We start from the raw sequence: 17465 nt of genomic DNA on the forward strand, positions 1-17465 counted from the left end.
CAAGGGAGACCGCAGCCATAAGCACCTACACGTGGTCGCTCGAGGACGGCGTGCCGTCCTCTCCAGTTAAGGATTCGTAAAGTAGACAGGGGCGGTTCGCCCATTGTCCACCTACTTGGCGATCTAGCGATATGGCAGCGTCTACTGGGATTTAAGCTTTATGGCCCGAAATCGAGGTCGCGGACGCACAGGGCGGCCTGAACCCGATTGCCCACGTCCAGCGTGGCCAGGATGCGGCTCACGTGGGCTTTGACCGTGCTCTCGCGCATGCCCAGGGCCGCGGCGATCTCGGCGTTGGTGTCACCGACCGCCAGGCGCCGCAGAACGTCGCGCTCGCGCGGAGTGAGGCGGCCGAGGCGCGCTCGGGCCGCGTCCGCCCGCGGCCCGGCGCCGCGGTGGAACCGGTCGATCAACCGGCGGGCCGCGGCGGGGTGGAGCATGGCCTGGCCGTTCGCCACCACCCGGACGGCCCGGATGATCTCGGCCGGATCGGTGTCTTTGAGCAGGAAGCCGGCAGCTCCGGCTTCGATCGCCTGGTAGACGTACTCGTCCAGGTCGAAGGTGGTCAGGGCGATCACCTGAGCGGGACTGGGGAGCGCGCGTAGCCGCCGGGTCGCGGCGATACCGTCCATCCCGGGCATTCGCACGTCCATCAGCACGACGTCGATCCGGTGCCGGGTGGCCGCGTCAACGGCCTCGAGCCCGTCGCGGGCCTGGGCGACGACGGTGATGCCGGGCTCGTCCAGGAGGTCGGCCAGTCCGAGCCGCACGAGGGCGTCATCGTCGACGATCATCGTGCGGATCATGGGTTCGGGTCCCGTCGCCGTTGGGGGCGCCGCCGGTGTGGGGAAGGCACGCGGTGAGGTGCCAGCCGACGGTGTCGTCCGAACCGTACTCGATCGTGCCGCGCAGCGCGTGCACCCGTTCGGTCAGGCCGATCAGCCCGTACCCTCCGCCGGACTCGCGCTCGCGGCGGGCGACCGGCGGGTCGTTCTCCACGCGCACCGTGGTCATCGTCGGTTCGTACCGCACGCGCACGCGCGCGACGGCCGGGTGGGCGTGCTTGCGGACGTTGGTGAGCCCTTCCTGGACCAGCCGGTGCACGGCGAGGTGGTGGCTGGCCGGAGCCCCGCCGGGGTCGCCGTCGATGACGGCGTCGACGACCTGACCGGCGGCGCGCGCCTCCTCGAACAGGGCCGGCAGCTCCGCCGCGCCGGACGGCGCGAGGGCGGCGTCCGGCCCCGCCGGGTTCCGCAGCGCGCCGAGCAGCTCGCGCAGATCGTCCAACGCGCTGGTCGAGGTGCCGCGCAGCAGGTCGATCCGGTCGGCCACCTGCGGCGGAAGGGTCACCGCGCGTCGTTGCAGCGCACCGGTGTGCAGCGCCAGCACGCTGAGCCTGTGCCCGAGGACGTCGTGCATCTCAGCGGCGATCCGGGCGCGTTCGGCCATCCGGGCATGCTCGGCGCGCAGCTCGCGTTCGGTGCCCAGCCGCTCGATCTGCTCCGCCATGGCGACCATCAGCCGGCGGCGTCCGCCGGCCCACATGCCGAGCGCCAACGGCAGCACCAGGAGGAGGAACGGACCGGGGTCGCGGGGCGCCCACAGGCTGTAGGCCGGTTCCATGAGCTGGTTCCCGGCGACCGCCGCGGCCGCGGCGCCCAGGCAGGCGGCCACCCGGCCCGCCGACGCCAGATGGAAGATCATGACGACCAGCGGCAGCGCGGCACCGAGCGCGCCCGCCGCGGTCACCGCGCCCGCGGCTGCCGGGAGCGGCCACCGATGCCGGCCCAGGAGCGCGAGACCGGCCGCGGCGGCGAGGACCATCGCGGGGACGACCAGGAATCCTCCCCTGGCCCAAGTCTCCTGCACCGACATGACGCACACCACGAGTGTCAGCAGCAGGTCGTCCCACGAGGGCCATCCGCGCCGCACGCCTGCCTGCCACATGGGGGCGATCCTAGGGAACAACCCCGCCGCGGCACCCTCGACCGGTGGCGGTCGTCACCCGCTACTTTCGTTGGTGTACGGCGGCGACGAACGGCCGATCGACCGGCTTCCGCAGGTCCTTAGCGTGAAAGCCATGACGAAACCTCAGGAGAACGGACGTCCGCTCCGGCGCTGGTGGACGGTCCGCGCGGCGGCGATGGTCTCGGTCGCGGCCCTCGCGACGACGTCGATGCCGAGCGCCACGGCGAGCGGGTCCGCGCCGTCCACCGGCGCGTGCCGCAAGCCGACCGTAGCGCTCGTGCACGGGGCGTTCACCGACGCCGGCAGTTGGCACGGCGTGATCGGCGACCTGCAGCGCCACGGCTACCAGGTCGTCGCCCCCGCCAACCCGCTGCGCGGGCTGGCGGCTGACTCCACCTATGTCGCGAACGTGGTGCGCGGTATCAAGGGACCGGTCGTCCTGGCCGGTCACTCGTACGGCGGCGCGGTCATCACCAACGCCGCCCGCATGGCGGGCAACGTCAGCGGACTGGTCTACGTCGCCGGTTTCGCTCCGGACGAGGGCGAGAGCGCGAGCGACATCGACCGGCGCTACCCGGCCACGCCGCTCAAGAAGAGCATCGTGCCCCTGCCCCACCCGGACGGCACCGTGGACCTGTCCATCGCGCCGGAGAAGTTCCCCGGCGTCTTCGCCGCGGGCGTCCCCCGGCGCAAGGCCGCCCAGATGGCCGCGGCGCAACGGCCGATCGCCGTGGCCGCCGTCGAGGGCCGGTCCGGCCGACCGGCCTGGAAGGCGCTGCCCAGCTGGTTCCTCATCCCCACCGAGGACCAGGCGCTGCACCCCGACGCGCAGGCCGACATGGCCGAGCGGGCCGCGGCCCGGCGGACCGTGCGGATCAAGGCCGGCCACGCGGTTCCGGTCAGCCATCCCGGCAAGGTCGCCGACCTCGTCCAGGCCGCGGCCCGAGGAACCTGCGCCGGCTGAACCGACGGAACCGGAAGGCCGCTCTCGATGCTCGGGAGCGGCCGTTTCGTTCGCCCATATTCGCTTTGTGGCCGGTGCCCTGGTGCGCGAAGCTCGTCCCCATGGACGAACTGGGCGAGCGGCTGGTCCGCGACCACACCGTGCTGTCGGTCGTGGTCGGCTCCCGCGCCTACGGGCTCGCGACCCCCGGCAGCGACACCGACCGGCGCGGCGTGTTCGCCGCCCCCGCCCCGCTGTACTGGGGATTCGACAAGCCGCCCACCCACGTGGACGGCCCGCTCGACGAGCAGTTCTCCTGGGAGCTCGAACGCTTCTGCGGGCTGGCCCTCGACGCCAACCCGACCATCCTTGAGTGCCTCTGGTCGCCCCTGGTCGAGCGGGTCACCCCGGTCGGACGCGAGCTTCTGGACGCACGCGGGGCGTTCCTGTCGCGCCGCGCCCACCGGACCTTCCTGGGCTACGCCGACGCCCAGTTCCGGAAGGTGGAGGGCGATCTGCGCAACCACGGGGAGCCTCGCTGGAAGCATGTGATGCACATGCTGCGGCTGCTGGCCTGCGGGCGCCACCTGCTCGACCACGGCGAGCCTCTGGTGGACGTCGGTGGCCTGCGCGACCGGCTGCTGGCCGTCCGGCGGGGCGAGGTGGGGTGGGACGAGATCCGGTCCTGGCGCTCGGAGCTGTCGGCCGGGATGGACGAGGCCGGCGACCGCAGTCCGCTGCCCGCCGAGCCCGACCGAGCCCGCGTGGAGTCCCTGCTGATCTCGGTGCGGCGAAGAAGCCTGGAGTGGTGAGAAGCCCGGTACGCGCCACGCGGGCGGTGCGGGGGGAGCGGACGAGGAGCGCCGCGGCGAACATGGCGGCGGCGAGCAGGCCCGCGGCGACCAGGCCGTCCAGCCAGTAGTGGTTGGCGGTGACCACCACGACGAACACCGTCAGCGGGGCGTGCAGCGCCACGACCCAGCGCCACCGGCTCCGCGACACCCGCACCACCGCGATCGCGACCAGCAGGGCCCAGCCCACGTGCAGGGACGGCATCGCGGCGTACTGGTTGGCGATCCCGTCGGCCGCCGCCGGGTAGGCCGAGGGCCCCACCGTCAGCATCGTGTCGGTCATCCCGAGCCCGGCCAGCCTCGGCGGGGCCAGCGGGAACAGCATGTGCACCGCCATCCCGGCCGCCGTCAGCAGGACCAGTTCCGTCCGTATCCGGCGGTAGTGCGCGCGGTGCCGGGCGTAGAGCCAGATCAGCAGCAGCGCGGTCCCGGGGAAATGGACGCCGACGTAGTAGAGGTTGGCGAGGAAGGCCGTCTGGTCCCAGCCGAGCACCAGGCCCTGGAGCGCCTTCTCGTCCGGCAGGCCCATCGCCCGCTCGGCGTCCCACAGCCAGGACGCGTTGGCCATCGCCGCGCCGACCCCGCTCTCGACGAGCGTCCGTCCCCACTTGTAGGCGGCGAACAGCACGAGCAGCAGCGACACCTCGGTCAGCAGCGGCCGGAAGGCGGCCGCCCGTGCGGCCACCGCCCGTCCTGGCCGGGAAATCTGAATCGCCTGGTTCGCCATGCCGTCCTCCGTCTCAGCCGTTGATCACAGCTTTTCGGTGAACGGCGGCCGGGACATTGGGCCTGGCCCGTGTCTTCGGGGAGGCTGGGCCCAACGCGAAGGGTGGGGCTAGCCCCACCCTCACGGCCGGGCGTCGATCGCGGCCGGGGCGAGCACGTGGTCGATCACCATCGTGGCGCAGCCGGTGAGGCCCGCGGTGTCGCCCAGCCGGCTGGGCTCGACCCGCAGCCGCCGGGTCGCCAGGGCGGTGGAGCGCCGGTAGACGGCCTCGCGGACGCCCGCGACCAGCGGTTCGTCGGCGCGCGCCAGGTCGCCGCCCAGCACCACCACGGCGGGGTTGAGCAGGTTGACCGCGATCGCGATCACCTCGCCGATCCGGCGGCCCGCCTCGCGGACCAGCGCGACCGTCGGCTCGTGGCCCGCGCGGGCCAGCGCGGTGAGCGCGGGCAGGTCGGGGGAGCCGGAGCGGGCCAGCAGCGCGGCGCCGCCCGCGACCGCCTCCACGCAGCCGAGGTTGCCGCACCCGCACCGCACGCCGCCCCCGTCGGAGACCGGGGTGTGACCGATCTCCCCGGCAGCGCCGAGCGCGCCGCGCTGGATCCGGCCGCCCGCGATCACCCCGGCGCCGACCCCGGTGGACGCCTTCACGAACAGCAGGTCGCCGACCTCGCCCGAGTAGTGCGCGCGGTACTCGCCCAGCGCGGCGACGTTCACGTCGTTGTCGACGAAGGCCGGGACGCCGAAGCGCTCCGCGATCGGGGGACGGACGTCGAGCCCGTCCCAGCGGGCGGCGGCGAACTCGACCGGGCCGGGGACGCCGAGCCCCGCGCCCCTGACCGAGCCGGGGTCGAGCCCGGCCGCCTTCAGCAGCCCGGCCCAGTGGTCGAGCAGGCGGGGCAGGCCGTCGCCGGGGTCGACGTCGGCCAGCGCGAGCACCGATCCGGCCAGGTCGCAGACGGCGGCCTGGCCGCGCGACTGCCCGAGGTTGGCCACCAGCACGGCGCCGCCCGCCGCGTTGAACTCCAGCCGCGCGGGCGGGCGGCCGCCCGTGGACGGCCCGTCGGCCCGCTCGACCACCAGCCCGCGCTCGACCAGCTCGCTCACCCGCAGCGCCACGGCCGGACGGGACAGGCCCGTGAGCCGTCCCAGCTCGGCGCGGGTCGCGACCCCCTCCTCGCGGATCAGCCTGAGGACGTCACCGCTGGTCGACGGGGTTCTAGGCATCCCGCTAGTGAAGCACGCGCCACTTCGGTATGTCGACTTGTCTCAAGGGTCGAGACTTTTGCAGGAATTCTTTCTAAAGTCTGTTGTCCGGATTGCGTATGCCGGGTTAGGTTCGCCGACGTGAGCCATCCCCTCCATCCCGTCGTGGCACGGGTCACCGAGCGCCTCGCCGAGCGGTCCGCCGGACGACGCGCGTCCTACCTGGCGCGCGTCCGCGACGCCCGGGCCGCGGGCCCCGCCCGCGCCGCGCTGGGCTGCGCCAACCTCGCCCACGGGTTCGCCGCGTGCGGGCCCGCCGACAAGCTCAGGCTGCGCGGCGGCGTGACGCCCAACATCGCGATCGTCTCCGCCTACAACGACATGCTCTCGGCCCACCAGCCGCTCAAGGACTACCCGGACCTGCTCAAGGCGGCGATCTCCGAGGCCGGGGGCACCGCGCAGTTCGCCGGGGGAGTGCCCGCCATGTGCGACGGCATCACCCAGGGACGCGCGGGCATGGAGCTGTCCCTGTTCAGCCGGGACGTCGTCGCCATGGCCTCGGCCGTCGCGCTCTCGCACGACATGTTCGACGGCGCGCTGATGCTCGGGGTCTGCGACAAGATCGTCCCCGGGCTGGTGATCGGCGCGCTGTCGTTCGGCCATCTGCCGGTGATCCTCGTCCCAGCCGGGCCGATGGCCTCGGGCCTGCCCAACGCCGAGAAGGCCCGCGTCCGCAAGCGCTTCGCGACGGGCGAGGCCGGGCGCGAGGAGCTGCTGGCCGCCGAGTCGGCGTCCTACCACTCCCCGGGGACCTGCACGTTCTACGGCACCGCCAACTCCAACCAGATGCTCATGGAGGTCATGGGCCTGCACCTGCCCGGGGCGAGCTTCGTCCCGCCCGGCACGCCGCTGCGCGCGGCGCTGACCGCCGAGGCCGGACGGCGCGTGCTCGGGCTGACCGAGGGCGTCGGCGAGATCCTCGACGAGCGCGCGTTCGTCAACGGCGTCGTCGCGCTGCTGGCCACCGGCGGCTCCACCAACCACACCCTCCACCTGGTCGCGATGGCCGCCGCCGCCGGGATCGAGCTGACCTGGGACGACTTCGACGAGCTCTCCGCGGTCACCCCGACGCTCACCCGGCTCTACCCCAACGGCACCGCCGACGTGAACCACTTCCACGCCGCGGGCGGCACCGCCTTCCTGATCGGCGAGCTGCTGGACGCGGGCCTCCTGCACGAGGACGCCCGCACGGTGGCGGGCACCCTCTCCGCCTACCGCGAGGCCCCCGAAATCACCGCCGACGGCCTGACTTGGAAGCCGGGACGCGCCGAGTCGGGCGCCCCCGACGTCCTGCGCCCGGTGGCCGACCCGTTCGACGCCCACGGCGGTCTGCACACCGTGCGCGGCAACCTCGGCCGCGCCGTGGTCAAGGTCTCGGCCGTCGCCGAGGAGCACCGCTCCATCGAGGCGCCCGCGCGGGTCTTCGCCTCCCAGGCCGAGCTCCAGGACGCCTTCGCCGCGGGCGACCTCGACCGCGACGTCGTGGCCGTCGTCCGCTACCAGGGGCCCCGCGCCAACGGCATGCCCGAGCTGCACCGGCTCACCCCGCCGCTCTCGGTGCTCCAGGACCGGGGCCACCGCGTCGCCCTGGTCACCGACGGGCGCATGTCCGGAGCGTCCGGCACCGTCCCGGCCGCGATCCACGCCTCCCCGGAGGCCGCGTCGGGCGGACCGCTCGCCCGCGTCCGCGACGGCGACGTCATCCGCCTCGACACCACCAAGGGCCTGCTGGAGGTCCTGGTCCCCGACGCCGAGTTCGCCGCCCGCGAGCCGACCGGCTCCGCCCCCGACGACGCCGAGTGGTCGGGCACCGGCCGCGAACTCTTCCACGCCTTCCGAAACGCCGTCGGCCCCGCCGAACGCGGCGCCGGAGTCTTCGGATGAACGCCCGCCCCACGATGCCCGCCGTGCGCAGCGCTGTCGGCCTGGTCGGGTGTGGCGTGGGGGTGTTGGGATGAGCGCCCGCCTCGCGATGCGTGCCGAGCGTGGCAGCGTGCGCGTTCTGTCATGTGTGTGTGGTGGCGCCGTCGGCCTGGTCGGGTGTGGCGTGGGGGTGTTGGGATGAGCGTGTGTCTGGTGGCGGATGTGGGCGGGACCAACGCCCGGTTCGCGCTGGTGGACGAGCCGGGGGCCGCGCCGCGGCGCGTGCGGACGCTGGCCACCCGGGAGCACGCGGGGCTGGCGGAGGCCGCCGCCGCTTACCTGCGGCACCACGCCGCCGACGTCCGGGTGGACGCCGCGTGCCTGGCGGTGGCCGGGCCCGTGGGAGGCGGCCGGTTCCACCTGACCAACGCCGGATGGGCGCGGGACTCCGCGGAGCGCGTTCGCGATCGGCTGGGCCTGCCGCGGCTCGAAGTGATCAACGACTTCGCCGCGCTGGCCTGGGCGCTTCCCCTGCTGGCTCCGGAGGATCTGATGCCTCTGGGCGGGCCGGTGCCGTCCCCCGACGGGAGCGCGCCGCTGGCGGTGCTGGGGCCGGGGACGGGGCTCGGCGTCGCCGGGCTGGTGCCCGCCGCCGACGGCGGCTGGATCCCGATCTCCGGCGAGGGCGGCCATGTGGACCTGCCCGCCGGGACCGAGCGCGAGATCGAGGTCATGCGGCTGCTGCGCGCCGAGCGCGGCGCCGCCGGAGCCGAGTCGCTGCTGTCCGGCGAGGGGCTGGCGCGCATCCACCGGCTGCTCGCGCTGATCCACGGCGTCCCGCCGGTGCCACTGGGGCCGGGCGAGATCTGCGCCCGCCGCGACGACCCCGTCTGCGCGGAGGCCGTGGCGATGTTCTGCGCGCTGCTCGGCGCGTTCGCCGGGAACGTCGCGCTCACGCTCGGCGCGTGGGGCGGCGTCTACCTGGGCGGCGGCATCCTCCCGCGCATCGCCGGGGACCTGGCCCGCAGCGACTTCCGTCGTAGGTTCGAGGACAAGCCGCCCATCGAGGGCTACGTCCGTCCCGTTCCCACCGCCCTGATCGTCCACGACCGCCCCGGCCTGCTCGGCGCCTCCGCGCGCCTGGCCGCCCGAACCCTGGAGCCCGCATGAACGCCGAAGCCCTGATGGACCTGGCACCGGTCGTCCCCGTGGTCGTCCTGCACGACCCCGACGCGGCCGTCCCGCTGGCCCGCGCCCTGGTGTCCGGTGGGTTGCCGGTCATCGAGATCACGCTGCGCACCCCGGCCGGGCTGGAGTCGATCCTGCGCATCGCCCGGGAGGTGCCGGACGCCGTCGTCGGCGCGGGCACCGTCGTCCGCCCGGCCGACGCCGAGCGCGCCGTCTCGGCCGGTGCCCGCTTCCTGGTCAGCCCCGGGTGCACCCCCGCCCTCCGCGAGGCCATGACGGGCACGAGCCTGCCCTTCCTCCCCGGGGTCGCCACCGCGTCCGAGGCGATGGCGCTGCTGGAGCACGGCGTCACCGCGATGAAGTTCTTCCCCGCCGAGGCCGCGGGCGGCAGGACCGCGCTGAAGGCGATAGCCGGGCCCCTGCCCGGGGTCCGCTTCTGCCCCACCGGCGGCGTCACCCTCCAGAGCGCCGCCGACTATCTGGCGCTCCCGAATGTCGGCTGCGTCGGCGGTACCTGGCTGACTCCCACCGATGCCGTGGAGCGGGGCGACTGGGACCGGATCAAGGGCCTGGCGGCCGAGGCGAGCGCGCTCAGGGCCTGATGTCACGTTCTCGGCGCCCTCGCCGTCTCCAGGACATGAACGCGACCAAGGAGACCCCGATGCCGAGCCTGACCATCGAGACGCTGACCGAGCAGCCGGTCGTCGCGCTCACCACGTTCAAGCGGGACGGGACGCCGGTGAGCACCCCGGTCCACGTGGTGGTGCGCGACGGCCGCGCCTACTTCCGCACCTACGACAAGGCGTGGAAGGTCAAGCGCCTCCGGAACGACCCCCGCGTGACCGTCGCGCCCAGCACGTTCAAGGGCGAGCCCACCGGGGACGCCGTCCCCGGCCGCGCCCGGCAGATCACCGCCGCCGAGGCCAGGCCGCTCAAGCGCATGCTGGCCCGCAAGCACCCCTTCATGCAGGGCGTCCTGGTGCCGATCTTCCACAGGGCCAAGCGCTACACGACCCTCTACTACGAGCTCACCCTCGACGAGGACTAGGCGCACCGCGGGCAGCGCCCGCCGCCGGCGGCCAGCCTCCGGCCGTCGGCACCGTAGGGGACCAGGTCCATCCGTAGCCGCCCGCAGGCGCAGCGGCTCCACACGACGACGCCTTCGCTGGTGGTGTGCTTGGACAGCATCCGATTCGACTGAGTCATGCGACCAGTCTCAGCCCGGACGATCGTTGGCGTCTATTTCACGTTTCCACCTGGTTATGTGTACGTCGGCTACATGGTCGGATCAGGCGATGGCGTGGAGGATTTTCGTCCGGGCGGCCTGGTGGGCGGGCCAGGCGGCCGCCACCACGCCGATCAGCCCGGCCCCCAGCAGGTAGAGCGCCAGGCGCCCGTAGGGGATGGCCAGGACGTCCAGCCCCTGGTCGGAGGCCATCGCGTTCTGGACGGCGACCCCGGACAGCAGCCCGATGCCCAGGCCCAGCACCGCGCCGAGCACCGAGACGATGACGGCCTCGTAGCGGATCATCCGGCGCAGCTCGCGGCGCTCCATGCCGACAGCGCGCAGCAGGCCGATCTCCCGGGTGCGCTCGATCACCGACAGCGCCAGCGTGTTGACGATGCCGAGCGCCGCCACGATCACCGAGAGCGCCAGCAGGGCCAGGACGATCTGGAGCAGCATGTCGATCTGCGCGCCCGCCTCGTCCTTGACCTCCGCGCGGTCCTGGAGCTTGAGGTTCGGCCACGGGGCCAGCGCCGACTCCAGGGCGGCGCGGGAGGTCCCGGGCGCCACCGTCAGCTCGACGCGGTCGAGGGTCGTCCCGGGGTCGTTCGCCCGGTACCCGGCCGCGTTGATGATCATGGTGGGGACGGTCGGGACGATCGTCTCGACATCGGCGTAGACGCCGGCGATCCGGAAGGTGGCGCGAGCCCCGTCCTGGTAGCGGCCGGGGACCGAGCCGCCGACCGTCCAGCCGTTGGACGCCGCCGTGGTGCGGCTGACCAGCAGTTCGTCGCCCTTGATATTTGCGGTCCCCGCCTCGACCTTCAGGCGGAAGTGGGCGGCGAGGTCGCGCGGCGCCCCGGCGGTGGCGGAGTGGACGGTGCCGCCCAGCGCGAACCGGGCCGTGCGGATCGGGACCGCAGTCCGGACGCCCTCGGCCCTGGAGACGGCGTCGAGCGCCTTCGGGCCGACGGGGGAGACCGCGCTGCGGCCGGTGACGAGGTAGTCGGCGGTCAGGCCCGCGTCCAGCTGGCGCTCCACCGAGGCGGCCATGGACGCGTTGATGACCGACACCGTGGCCACCAGCGCCATCCCCACCGTCAGGGCCGACGCGGCGGCGGCCGTCTGGCGCGGGTTGCGGCGGGCGTTGCGGCGGCCGATGCGTCCCGGCATCCCGCCGAAGCGCGCGAACGGCGCGCCGAGCAGGCCCGCCAGCGGACGGCTGAGCACCGGGCCGAGGACCGTGACGCCCGCGAAGAACGCGAGCGCGCCGCCTCCCGCGAGAGTGAGGGCCGTCCGGCCGGACGCGGCGACGCCCGCGATCATCGCGGCCGATCCGGCCACGGCGATCACGGCTCCGGCGACGGCGCGGATCCGGAGCGAGCGCGCCGGGACGGCGACCTCGTCGCGCAGCGCGGCCACCGGCGGGACGCGCGAGGCCCGCCGCGCGGGAACGAACGCGGCGGCGAGCGTCACCAGCACGCCGACGGCGTAGGTCGAGACGACCGCCGAGAGCGGGTAGACCGGCTCGCCGAACGGCAGCTCGTCCCCGGCGACGACCGACATCAGCTCGGCCAGCCCGAGCGCCAGCCCGGCGCCCGCCACGAGCCCGAGCGTCGCCCCCGCGAACCCGACGCCCGCCGCCTCGCCGAGCACCGAGCGGGTGACCTGCCCCCGCGAGGCGCCGACCGCGCGCAGCAGCGCCAGCTCGCGGGTCCGCCGCGCGACCAGCATCGCGAACGTGTTGAAGATCAGGAACGAGCCGACGAACACCGCGATCACCGCGAAGACCAGCAGGAACATCCGCAGCGCCGCGAAGACCTCGCGCAGCGGCTCGGCCAGCTCGTCGATCGCCTTCGCGCCGGTGACCGCCTCGTACCCGGCGGGCAGCGCGGCCGCCACCGACTCGCGCAGCCGCTCCTGGGAGACGCCGTCCTCGGCGTGGACGGAGATCCGCTCGAACGTGCCGGGACGTTCCATCAGCAGGCGGTTCGCCGTGCCGGGCTCGAACGCCACGATCGACATCATGTCGGCGAGCGTGGAGGCGCCGTACTGGAACACGCCCACGAGCGTGAACGTCCGGGTGCCGTCGCTCAGCGCCACGGTGACCCGGTCACCGACGCGGTGCCCCGCCTCCTTCGCGATGTTCTCGCCGAGTGCGATCTCACCCGCGTTCCCGGGAGGTCTTCCGGACCTGAGCCGCATCAGGGACAGGTCGGGATCGGCGCTCCAGGCGGCGCCGGTCTGCGGCTCGGGCCCGACGATCCGGCCCTTCCCGTCGATCACGGCCGCGAAGCCCGACACGGCGCCGTCGGCCTTGGCCACGCCGTCCGCCCGTCGCACGGCGGGCAGCACCGACGCCGGGACCGTCCGTTCCGACGCCCGGGCGCCGAGCCCGTCGTCGAACGCCTTGACCGGCCTGACCACGACGTCGGTGCCCCGGCCGAGATCGGCGAAGGCATGGTCGAACGTGCGCTCCAGCGTGGCGGAGAAGATCAGCGTGCCCGCGACGAAGGCGGTCCCGGCGATCACCGCGACCGTCGACAGCACGAGCCTGGTGCGGTGCGCGGCCAGCCCGCGCAGGACGAGTTTCACCATCATGGGGCCGATTCCAGCCCCCGAGCGCGGTCGGGCGGCAGGGCGGAACGGAGGGTCCGCGCGGCCCGGGACACGACTTTCGTAGGGTGGCGGCCGCCGTCCGGCTGCGTACCGTTGTGCTGTGCCCCGCCTGCCCCGGAACGGACTCGCCCTCGCCACCGACGCCATGGTGCTGATCCTCGCGCTCGGCGCCGCCTTCGCCATGGTGACCGAACGCGGCACGATCGTGCGGCCCTACGGCGGCGCGACCCTCGTCGTCGCGTTGGCGCTGGCGCTCACGCTGCTCTGGCGGCGGCGCGCCCCGATCACGGTGGCGTGGGTGAACGCGGTCCCGGCGGCCGTCGTCCTGCTGGTCGAGCTGGCCTCGCCCGGCGTGTTCCTGCGCCAGAGCGGCGACATCAGCGTCGACCCGCTGCTGTTCTGGCCGCCGGGCGCGCCGCTGGTCGCCTACGCCGCCATCTCGTTCGGCCGCTCGCCCTGGGCGCGGTGGATACCGGTCGTGCTGCTGGCCCTGGTGGCCGCGCTCATCGGCGAGGCGCTGCCCGAGACCGCCACCAGGGAGGTCGTCGGGCAGGACTCCGACACCGGCGAGGCGCTGGTCTTCCGCAGCGTCGTCCTGATCGTCATCGGGGCGCTGCTCGGGCTGTACGTCGCGGCCCGCCGCCGCGTCGTCGAAGGGCTGCGCGAGCGGACCGAGCGGGCCGAGCGCGAGCGGCACCTGCTGGCCGAGCAGGCCAGGATCGCGGAGCGCGCCCGGCTCGCCGCCGAGATGCACGACGTGGTGGCCCACCGGGTGACGCTGATGGTCCTTCAGGCGGGCGCGCTCCGGGTGCGGGCACCGGACGAGGCCACCCGGGCGTCCGCCGAGGAGCTGCGCGGCACCGGCTGCCAGGCCCTGGAGGAGCTGCGCGACGTGATCGGGCTGCTGCGCCGCGAGGTCGACGGCGGCGACGGCGAGGAACCGGCGGGGCCGCTGCCCGACCTGTCCACGCTCATCGACGAGTCGGCCTCGGTGGGCGTCCCGGTGGAGCTGGCCGAGCGGGGCGACCCGCCGCTGGCGTCCCCGGTGGTGGGACGCACCGCGTACCGGATCGTCCAGGAGGCGCTGACCAACGTTCGCAAGCACGCGCCCGGCGCCCGGGTGAACGTCGACGTCCGCTACCGCGCCGACGGCGTGCGGCTCACCGTCCGCAACTCGGCGGGCACGGGCGAGGCCGACGCCACGCTGGCGCTGAGCGGTTCGGGCACGGGCCTGGCCGGGCTGCGCGAGCGGGTCGAGCTGATCGGCGGTACCTTCGCCTCGGGGCCGTCGCCCGGCGGAGGGTTCAGCGTCGAGGCGTCGCTGCCCGCCTTCGTGCCCACGGCAGATCCGGACTCGGCCGATCAGGCCGCCGGGGGGCGTGGGGGGTCGTCCCCCCACCCCGGACAGGAGCCCGCACCATGACCGTCCGCGTCCTGCTGGTCGACGACGAGCCGATGGTCTGCGCGCATCTGCGCACGATCCTCGGCGAGGCCGACGACCTGGAGGTGGTCGGCGAGGCCCACGACGGCGCCGCGGCCGTCGAGGCGTCGCTGCGGTACCGTCCCGACGTCGTGCTCATGGACCTGCGGATGCCCGGGGTGGACGGCCTGACGGCGATCGAGCGCATCGCCCGGCGCCCGTCGGCGCCCGCGGTGGTGGCGCTGACCACCTTCGACGCCGACCACTACGTGCTGCGCGCTCTGCGGGCCGGGGCGGCGGGCTTCCTGCTGAAGTCGACCCCGCCCGAAGACCTGGTCGAGCTGGTCAGGGTCGCGGCCGACGGCCACACCGTGATGTCCGCCGCCGCGACGCGGCGCCTGCTGGCCTCGGCCGAGCGCCGCGAGTCGGGACGCGACCAGGCCCGCGCCCTGGTCGAGGGGCTCACCGACCGCGAGGCCGAGGTGCTGACCTGCCTGGGCGAGGGCCTTTCCAACGCGGGCATCGCCGCGCGGCTGTGCCTCAGCGAGGCCACCGTCAAGGGTTACGTCTCGCGCGTGCTGGACAAGCTCCAGTGCGCGAACCGCACCCAGGCGGGCCTGATCGCGTACGAGGCCGGTCTCGGGCCGACTACTCTCCCTCCGGGAGGTGGCTGATGGGCCCGATCGTTTTCCTGAGCGTCTGCTTCTGCGTCGCCGTGCCGCTCTACATGGTGCGGCGCCGCCGCCGGATCGAGGCGGCCAGGGTGCTGGAGGAGGAGCGCGCGAACGGGCTGCCCGGCGACGACGCGCCGGTGCTGAGGGCGCGGCAGAGCGAGTACGGCGTGATGCTCACCGTCGTCGCCTCGTTCTCCTACACCGTCTACCTGGTCATGCAGAAGTACGGCTGACGCGCCCTACCGTCCGGCGGCCAGGGCACGCGCGACGCTCTCGGCCACCTGGACGGCGTCGGCCACGCACCCGTAATCGACGTGCTCGGGCAGGTCGGTCGGCAGGTGGTAGTGGGGGATGAGCCGGTCGCCGTCCACCGACACCACGCAGGCGGTCGGGTAGCCGTGGCGCCGCGGGACGACCCCGTCGGTGCTGCTGCGCGAGCGCAGCCCGCGCAGCACGGCGACGCCCTGCTCGGCGGCGCACCGCGCCACCAGGTCGCCGAACGCCGCGTCGTAGGGCTCCATGCGCAGCGGCCCCTCGCCGTCCAGCAGCACCAGGTTCCCCGAGCCGACCGTGTCGAGGTTGAGGAACCAGGTGCGGTCGCGCGCCAGGTCGGGGAAGTGGCGGCGCGCGAATCCCCGCACGCCCTCCTGCAGCGCCTCCTCGGCCCCGGCGGAGAAGAGGATCACCCGCAGGCCCTGCGGGGGACGGCGCTTGAACGACTCGGCCAGCGCGACCAGCGCGGCCACGCCGCTGAGGTTGTCGTTGGCCCCCGGCACCGCGCGCCGCGCGGCGATGTCGATCATCGCGGCCGTGGTCAGCGCGCCGACCGCGACGCCGGCGCGGCGCAGCGAGGGACGTCCCGCCGCGCTGCCCAGCGCGACCAGCGCGGGCCCGGCGACCACCGGCCACCACATCGGCGGGTTCTCGGTCATCCGCTCGGCGACCTCGGGAAAGCGCCGCACGAGCCGGCGCGGCAGCGTCTGGTCGAAGACGGCCCCGGACGGCGCGGCGTCGTGATGCGCCATGACCACCAGCGTGCGGCGCGCGGCGGTGTCGCCGAGCTCGGCCACCACGTTGCAGGCCGTCCGGCGTCGGCTCAGCACCTTGCGGGCCAGCTGGCGTCCGTAGGAGATCTCGTCGACCAGCGCGGCCGTCGCCACCGCGCCCGCGACGGCCCCGAACGCGCGCCAGCGTCCCCCGGCCAGGCCCGCCGCGGTGGCCAGGCCGGTCAGCGCGCCGACCGGCCTGGCGTAGGACCCGTAGGCGGGCACCTCCTCGACCGAGGCCGCGGCGCCCAGCGCGCGCAGCCGGTCGGCGACCAGATGCGCGGCCTCGCGCTCGCCGGGCGAGCACGGGGCCCGCTCGATCACCGCCAGCCGCTCCACGGTGGCGCGCAGCGCCGTCTCGTCGGGCCGGGCGACCGGTGCGACCGGATGCAGGAAACCCTCGGAGGCCATGGGGGAACGCTGTCACGAACCCGAGCGCGGGTCCATGAGCGGTGCGCGATCACGCCGGTTCGGGGCGTGGCCGCGCACCGGTCTCAGCGGGCCCGTCGGAGCCGCGCGGCCACGAACACCGCCCGGACGACCCAGAACAGCAGCGCGACCTGGAGGACCGTGAAGAACGCGGCCCCCGCCCCCGCGGTGAACGCCACCAGGAAGAACAGCCCGACCAGCAGCGGGAACACCGGGAAGCGGGGCCCCCGGCCCCACGCGGGGTGGTGCCGGTGGCCCCAGTCCATGTGGTGGTTGCGCGCATACGGGTGCGCGCCCTTGGGGTCGAGTTCGGCGATCCCGCTCGGCCCCGGCAGATCGCGGACGATCTCGCGCAGATCCCCTCGGGTCTTGGACGTCAGCGCCGCGTTCAGGCGCTCGTCCAGCTCGTCGCGCGTCAGCCGGCCGGCGGCGTAGTGGTCGTGCAGCGCGGAGGTCAGCGCCTCGCGCTCGGCGTCGCCGACGCGGATCTCGTCGGGGCGAGTCATCCTCACTCCTCGGGTTCGGCCGTCGTCGGCGCGTCGTCGTCGGCCAGGACCTGGTACAGGCGGCGCCGGGTGTCGGCCAGGATCTCGGTGGCGCGGCCCATCTGGTCGGGCGACCCGGCCTGGACGATCTGCATGATGGCCGCGCCGGTCTGCGCCGCCTGCTTGAACAGGTCGGGGACGCCCTCGCCGAACTCGGGCCGCATCCGCTCCCACGGGTCGGCCAGCTCGTCGGCGTGCGCCTCGACATGGGCGCGGCCCTCGTCGGTGAGGTGGAAGGTCTTGCGCCCGCCGTCCTCCTCGCCCCGGATCAGGCCCTCGTCGGCCAGCTGCTGGAGCGCCGGGTAGACGGCGCCCGGGCTGGGCTTCCAGGCCCCTCGGCTGCGCTCGTTGATCTCCTGGATGATCTGGTAGCCGTTGCGCGGCTCCTCGGCGAGCAGGGCGAGGATCGCCGAGCGGACGTTGCCCTTGGGCGCCCTCGGGCCGCGTCCCGGGTGGCCCTTGGCCCACGGCGGACGTCCCCAGGGCCCGGGCGGGCCGGGCATCGGCCCGCCCGGGCCGCCCCCGAAGAGCCAGCCGAACGGGTTGTCGTGACGTGAGCGCGGTCCGCACTGGTCCTGCTTCATGGCCTTGGCCGCGAGTGCGGCGGCGCCGAGCGCCCACCGCAGATCAGAGTTCGCGTGCATGTTCTCCCACCTATTCCAAGATCTCTCTTAGATCCTTCGCGATACGACAACGATATATCG

General features: G+C 74.3%; 17 protein-coding genes and 1 pseudogene. 9 read left to right on the forward strand and 9 right to left on the reverse strand.

The window, feature by feature from the left end:
- Nucleotides 1–158: 158 nt before the first annotated feature.
- Nucleotides 159–806, reverse strand: coding sequence for a response regulator transcription factor (locus tag ACQPY4_RS14080; RefSeq protein ID WP_433336290.1), 648 nt, complete (start codon nt 804–806; stop codon nt 159–161).
- Nucleotides 778–1947, reverse strand: coding sequence for a sensor histidine kinase (locus tag ACQPY4_RS14085; protein WP_433336292.1), 1170 nt, complete (start codon nt 1945–1947; stop codon nt 778–780). The genes ACQPY4_RS14080 and ACQPY4_RS14085 overlap by 29 nt, the downstream gene beginning before the upstream one ends.
- A 133-nt stretch (nt 1948–2080) precedes the next feature.
- Here ACQPY4_RS14085 and ACQPY4_RS14090 point away from each other — a divergent pair, with 133 nt between their 5' ends.
- Nucleotides 2081–2932: an alpha/beta fold hydrolase gene (locus ACQPY4_RS14090; RefSeq protein WP_433336294.1), complete on the forward strand. Its 852-nt coding sequence runs from the start codon at nt 2081–2083 to the stop codon at nt 2930–2932.
- A 101-nt stretch (nt 2933–3033) separates the two neighbouring features.
- Nucleotides 3034–3723 carry a nucleotidyltransferase domain-containing protein gene (locus tag ACQPY4_RS14095; protein WP_433336296.1) on the forward strand — a complete coding sequence of 230 codons (690 nt, stop codon included), beginning with the start codon at nt 3034–3036 and terminating at the stop codon, nt 3721–3723.
- Between the two features lie 121 nt (nt 3724–3844).
- On the opposite strand, the pseudogene ACQPY4_RS14100 reads toward ACQPY4_RS14095, so the two are convergent.
- Nucleotides 3845–4489, reverse strand: a pseudogene (locus ACQPY4_RS14100) (phosphatase PAP2 family protein); the annotation flags it as partial.
- Between the two features lie 120 nt (nt 4490–4609).
- Complete coding sequence (locus tag ACQPY4_RS14105) at nt 4610–5713, reverse strand: ROK family protein (RefSeq protein WP_433336298.1); 1104 nt, start codon at nt 5711–5713, stop codon at nt 4610–4612.
- Between the two features lie 120 nt (nt 5714–5833).
- On the opposite strand from ACQPY4_RS14105, the gene edd reads away from it, so the two are divergent.
- The 4 genes from edd to ACQPY4_RS14125 all read left to right on the forward strand — a co-directional run bounded on the left by edd (nt 5834) and on the right by ACQPY4_RS14125 (nt 9851).
- On the forward strand, nt 5834–7636 hold the full coding sequence (edd, locus tag ACQPY4_RS14110) for a phosphogluconate dehydratase (protein ID WP_433336300.1): 1803 nt from the start codon (nt 5834–5836) through the stop codon (nt 7634–7636).
- A 177-nt stretch (nt 7637–7813) separates the two neighbouring features.
- Nucleotides 7814–8785 carry a glucokinase gene (gene glk, locus ACQPY4_RS14115; RefSeq protein ID WP_433336302.1) on the forward strand — a complete coding sequence of 324 codons (972 nt, stop codon included), beginning with the start codon at nt 7814–7816 and terminating at the stop codon, nt 8783–8785.
- Nucleotides 8782–9405: a bifunctional 4-hydroxy-2-oxoglutarate aldolase/2-dehydro-3-deoxy-phosphogluconate aldolase gene (eda, locus tag ACQPY4_RS14120; protein ID WP_433336304.1), complete on the forward strand. Its 624-nt coding sequence runs from the start codon at nt 8782–8784 to the stop codon at nt 9403–9405. Before glk ends, eda begins: the two co-directional genes overlap by 4 nt.
- Nucleotides 9406–9464: 59 nt before the next feature.
- Nucleotides 9465–9851, forward strand: coding sequence for a PPOX class F420-dependent oxidoreductase (locus ACQPY4_RS14125; protein WP_433336306.1), 387 nt, complete (start codon nt 9465–9467; stop codon nt 9849–9851).
- Here the strand turns inward: ACQPY4_RS14125 and ACQPY4_RS14130 are convergent.
- Together ACQPY4_RS14130 and ACQPY4_RS14135 are read right to left on the reverse strand one after the other, a co-directional pair.
- Nucleotides 9848–10009 (reverse strand): hypothetical protein, encoded by a 162-nt coding sequence (locus tag ACQPY4_RS14130; protein WP_433336308.1) that lies wholly within the window; start codon nt 10007–10009, stop codon nt 9848–9850. The genes ACQPY4_RS14125 and ACQPY4_RS14130 overlap by 4 nt on opposite strands.
- Nucleotides 10010–10091: 82 nt before the next feature.
- On the reverse strand, nt 10092–12629 hold the full coding sequence (locus ACQPY4_RS14135; RefSeq protein WP_433336310.1) for an ABC transporter permease: 2538 nt from the start codon (nt 12627–12629) through the stop codon (nt 10092–10094).
- 118 nt (nt 12630–12747) lie between these two features.
- Here ACQPY4_RS14135 and ACQPY4_RS14140 point away from each other — a divergent pair, with 118 nt between their 5' ends.
- The 3 genes from ACQPY4_RS14140 to ACQPY4_RS14150 are packed head-to-tail and all read left to right on the forward strand — an operon-like array spanning nt 12748 to nt 14974.
- Nucleotides 12748–14070: a sensor histidine kinase gene (locus tag ACQPY4_RS14140; protein ID WP_433336313.1), complete on the forward strand. Its 1323-nt coding sequence runs from the start codon at nt 12748–12750 to the stop codon at nt 14068–14070.
- A complete protein-coding gene (locus ACQPY4_RS14145) occupies nt 14067–14741 on the forward strand; it encodes a response regulator (protein WP_433336315.1) in 675 nt (224 codons plus the stop codon). Before ACQPY4_RS14140 ends, ACQPY4_RS14145 begins: the two co-directional genes overlap by 4 nt.
- On the forward strand, nt 14741–14974 hold the full coding sequence (locus tag ACQPY4_RS14150) for a hypothetical protein (protein WP_433336317.1): 234 nt from the start codon (nt 14741–14743) through the stop codon (nt 14972–14974). The genes ACQPY4_RS14145 and ACQPY4_RS14150 overlap by 1 nt, the downstream gene beginning before the upstream one ends.
- A gap of 6 nt (nt 14975–14980) precedes the next feature.
- Here the strand turns inward: ACQPY4_RS14150 and ACQPY4_RS14155 are convergent, their stop codons facing one another.
- The 3 genes from ACQPY4_RS14155 to ACQPY4_RS14165 form a co-directional block, all read right to left on the reverse strand.
- Nucleotides 14981–16198, reverse strand: a complete 1218-nt coding sequence (locus ACQPY4_RS14155) for a M28 family metallopeptidase (RefSeq protein ID WP_433336319.1) — start codon at nt 16196–16198, stop codon at nt 14981–14983.
- A gap of 83 nt (nt 16199–16281) precedes the next feature.
- Nucleotides 16282–16722: a DUF1707 SHOCT-like domain-containing protein gene (locus tag ACQPY4_RS14160; RefSeq protein WP_433336321.1), complete on the reverse strand. Its 441-nt coding sequence runs from the start codon at nt 16720–16722 to the stop codon at nt 16282–16284.
- Nucleotides 16723–16724: 2 nt separating this feature from the next.
- Nucleotides 16725–17405, reverse strand: a complete 681-nt coding sequence (locus ACQPY4_RS14165; RefSeq protein WP_433336323.1) for a PadR family transcriptional regulator — start codon at nt 17403–17405, stop codon at nt 16725–16727.
- Between the last annotated feature and the right edge of the window lie 60 nt (nt 17406–17465).

Origin of the sequence: Spirillospora sp. CA-294931 (assembly GCF_050946795.1) — a bacterium.
Classification (GTDB): domain Bacteria; phylum Actinomycetota; class Actinomycetes; order Streptosporangiales; family Streptosporangiaceae; genus Spirillospora.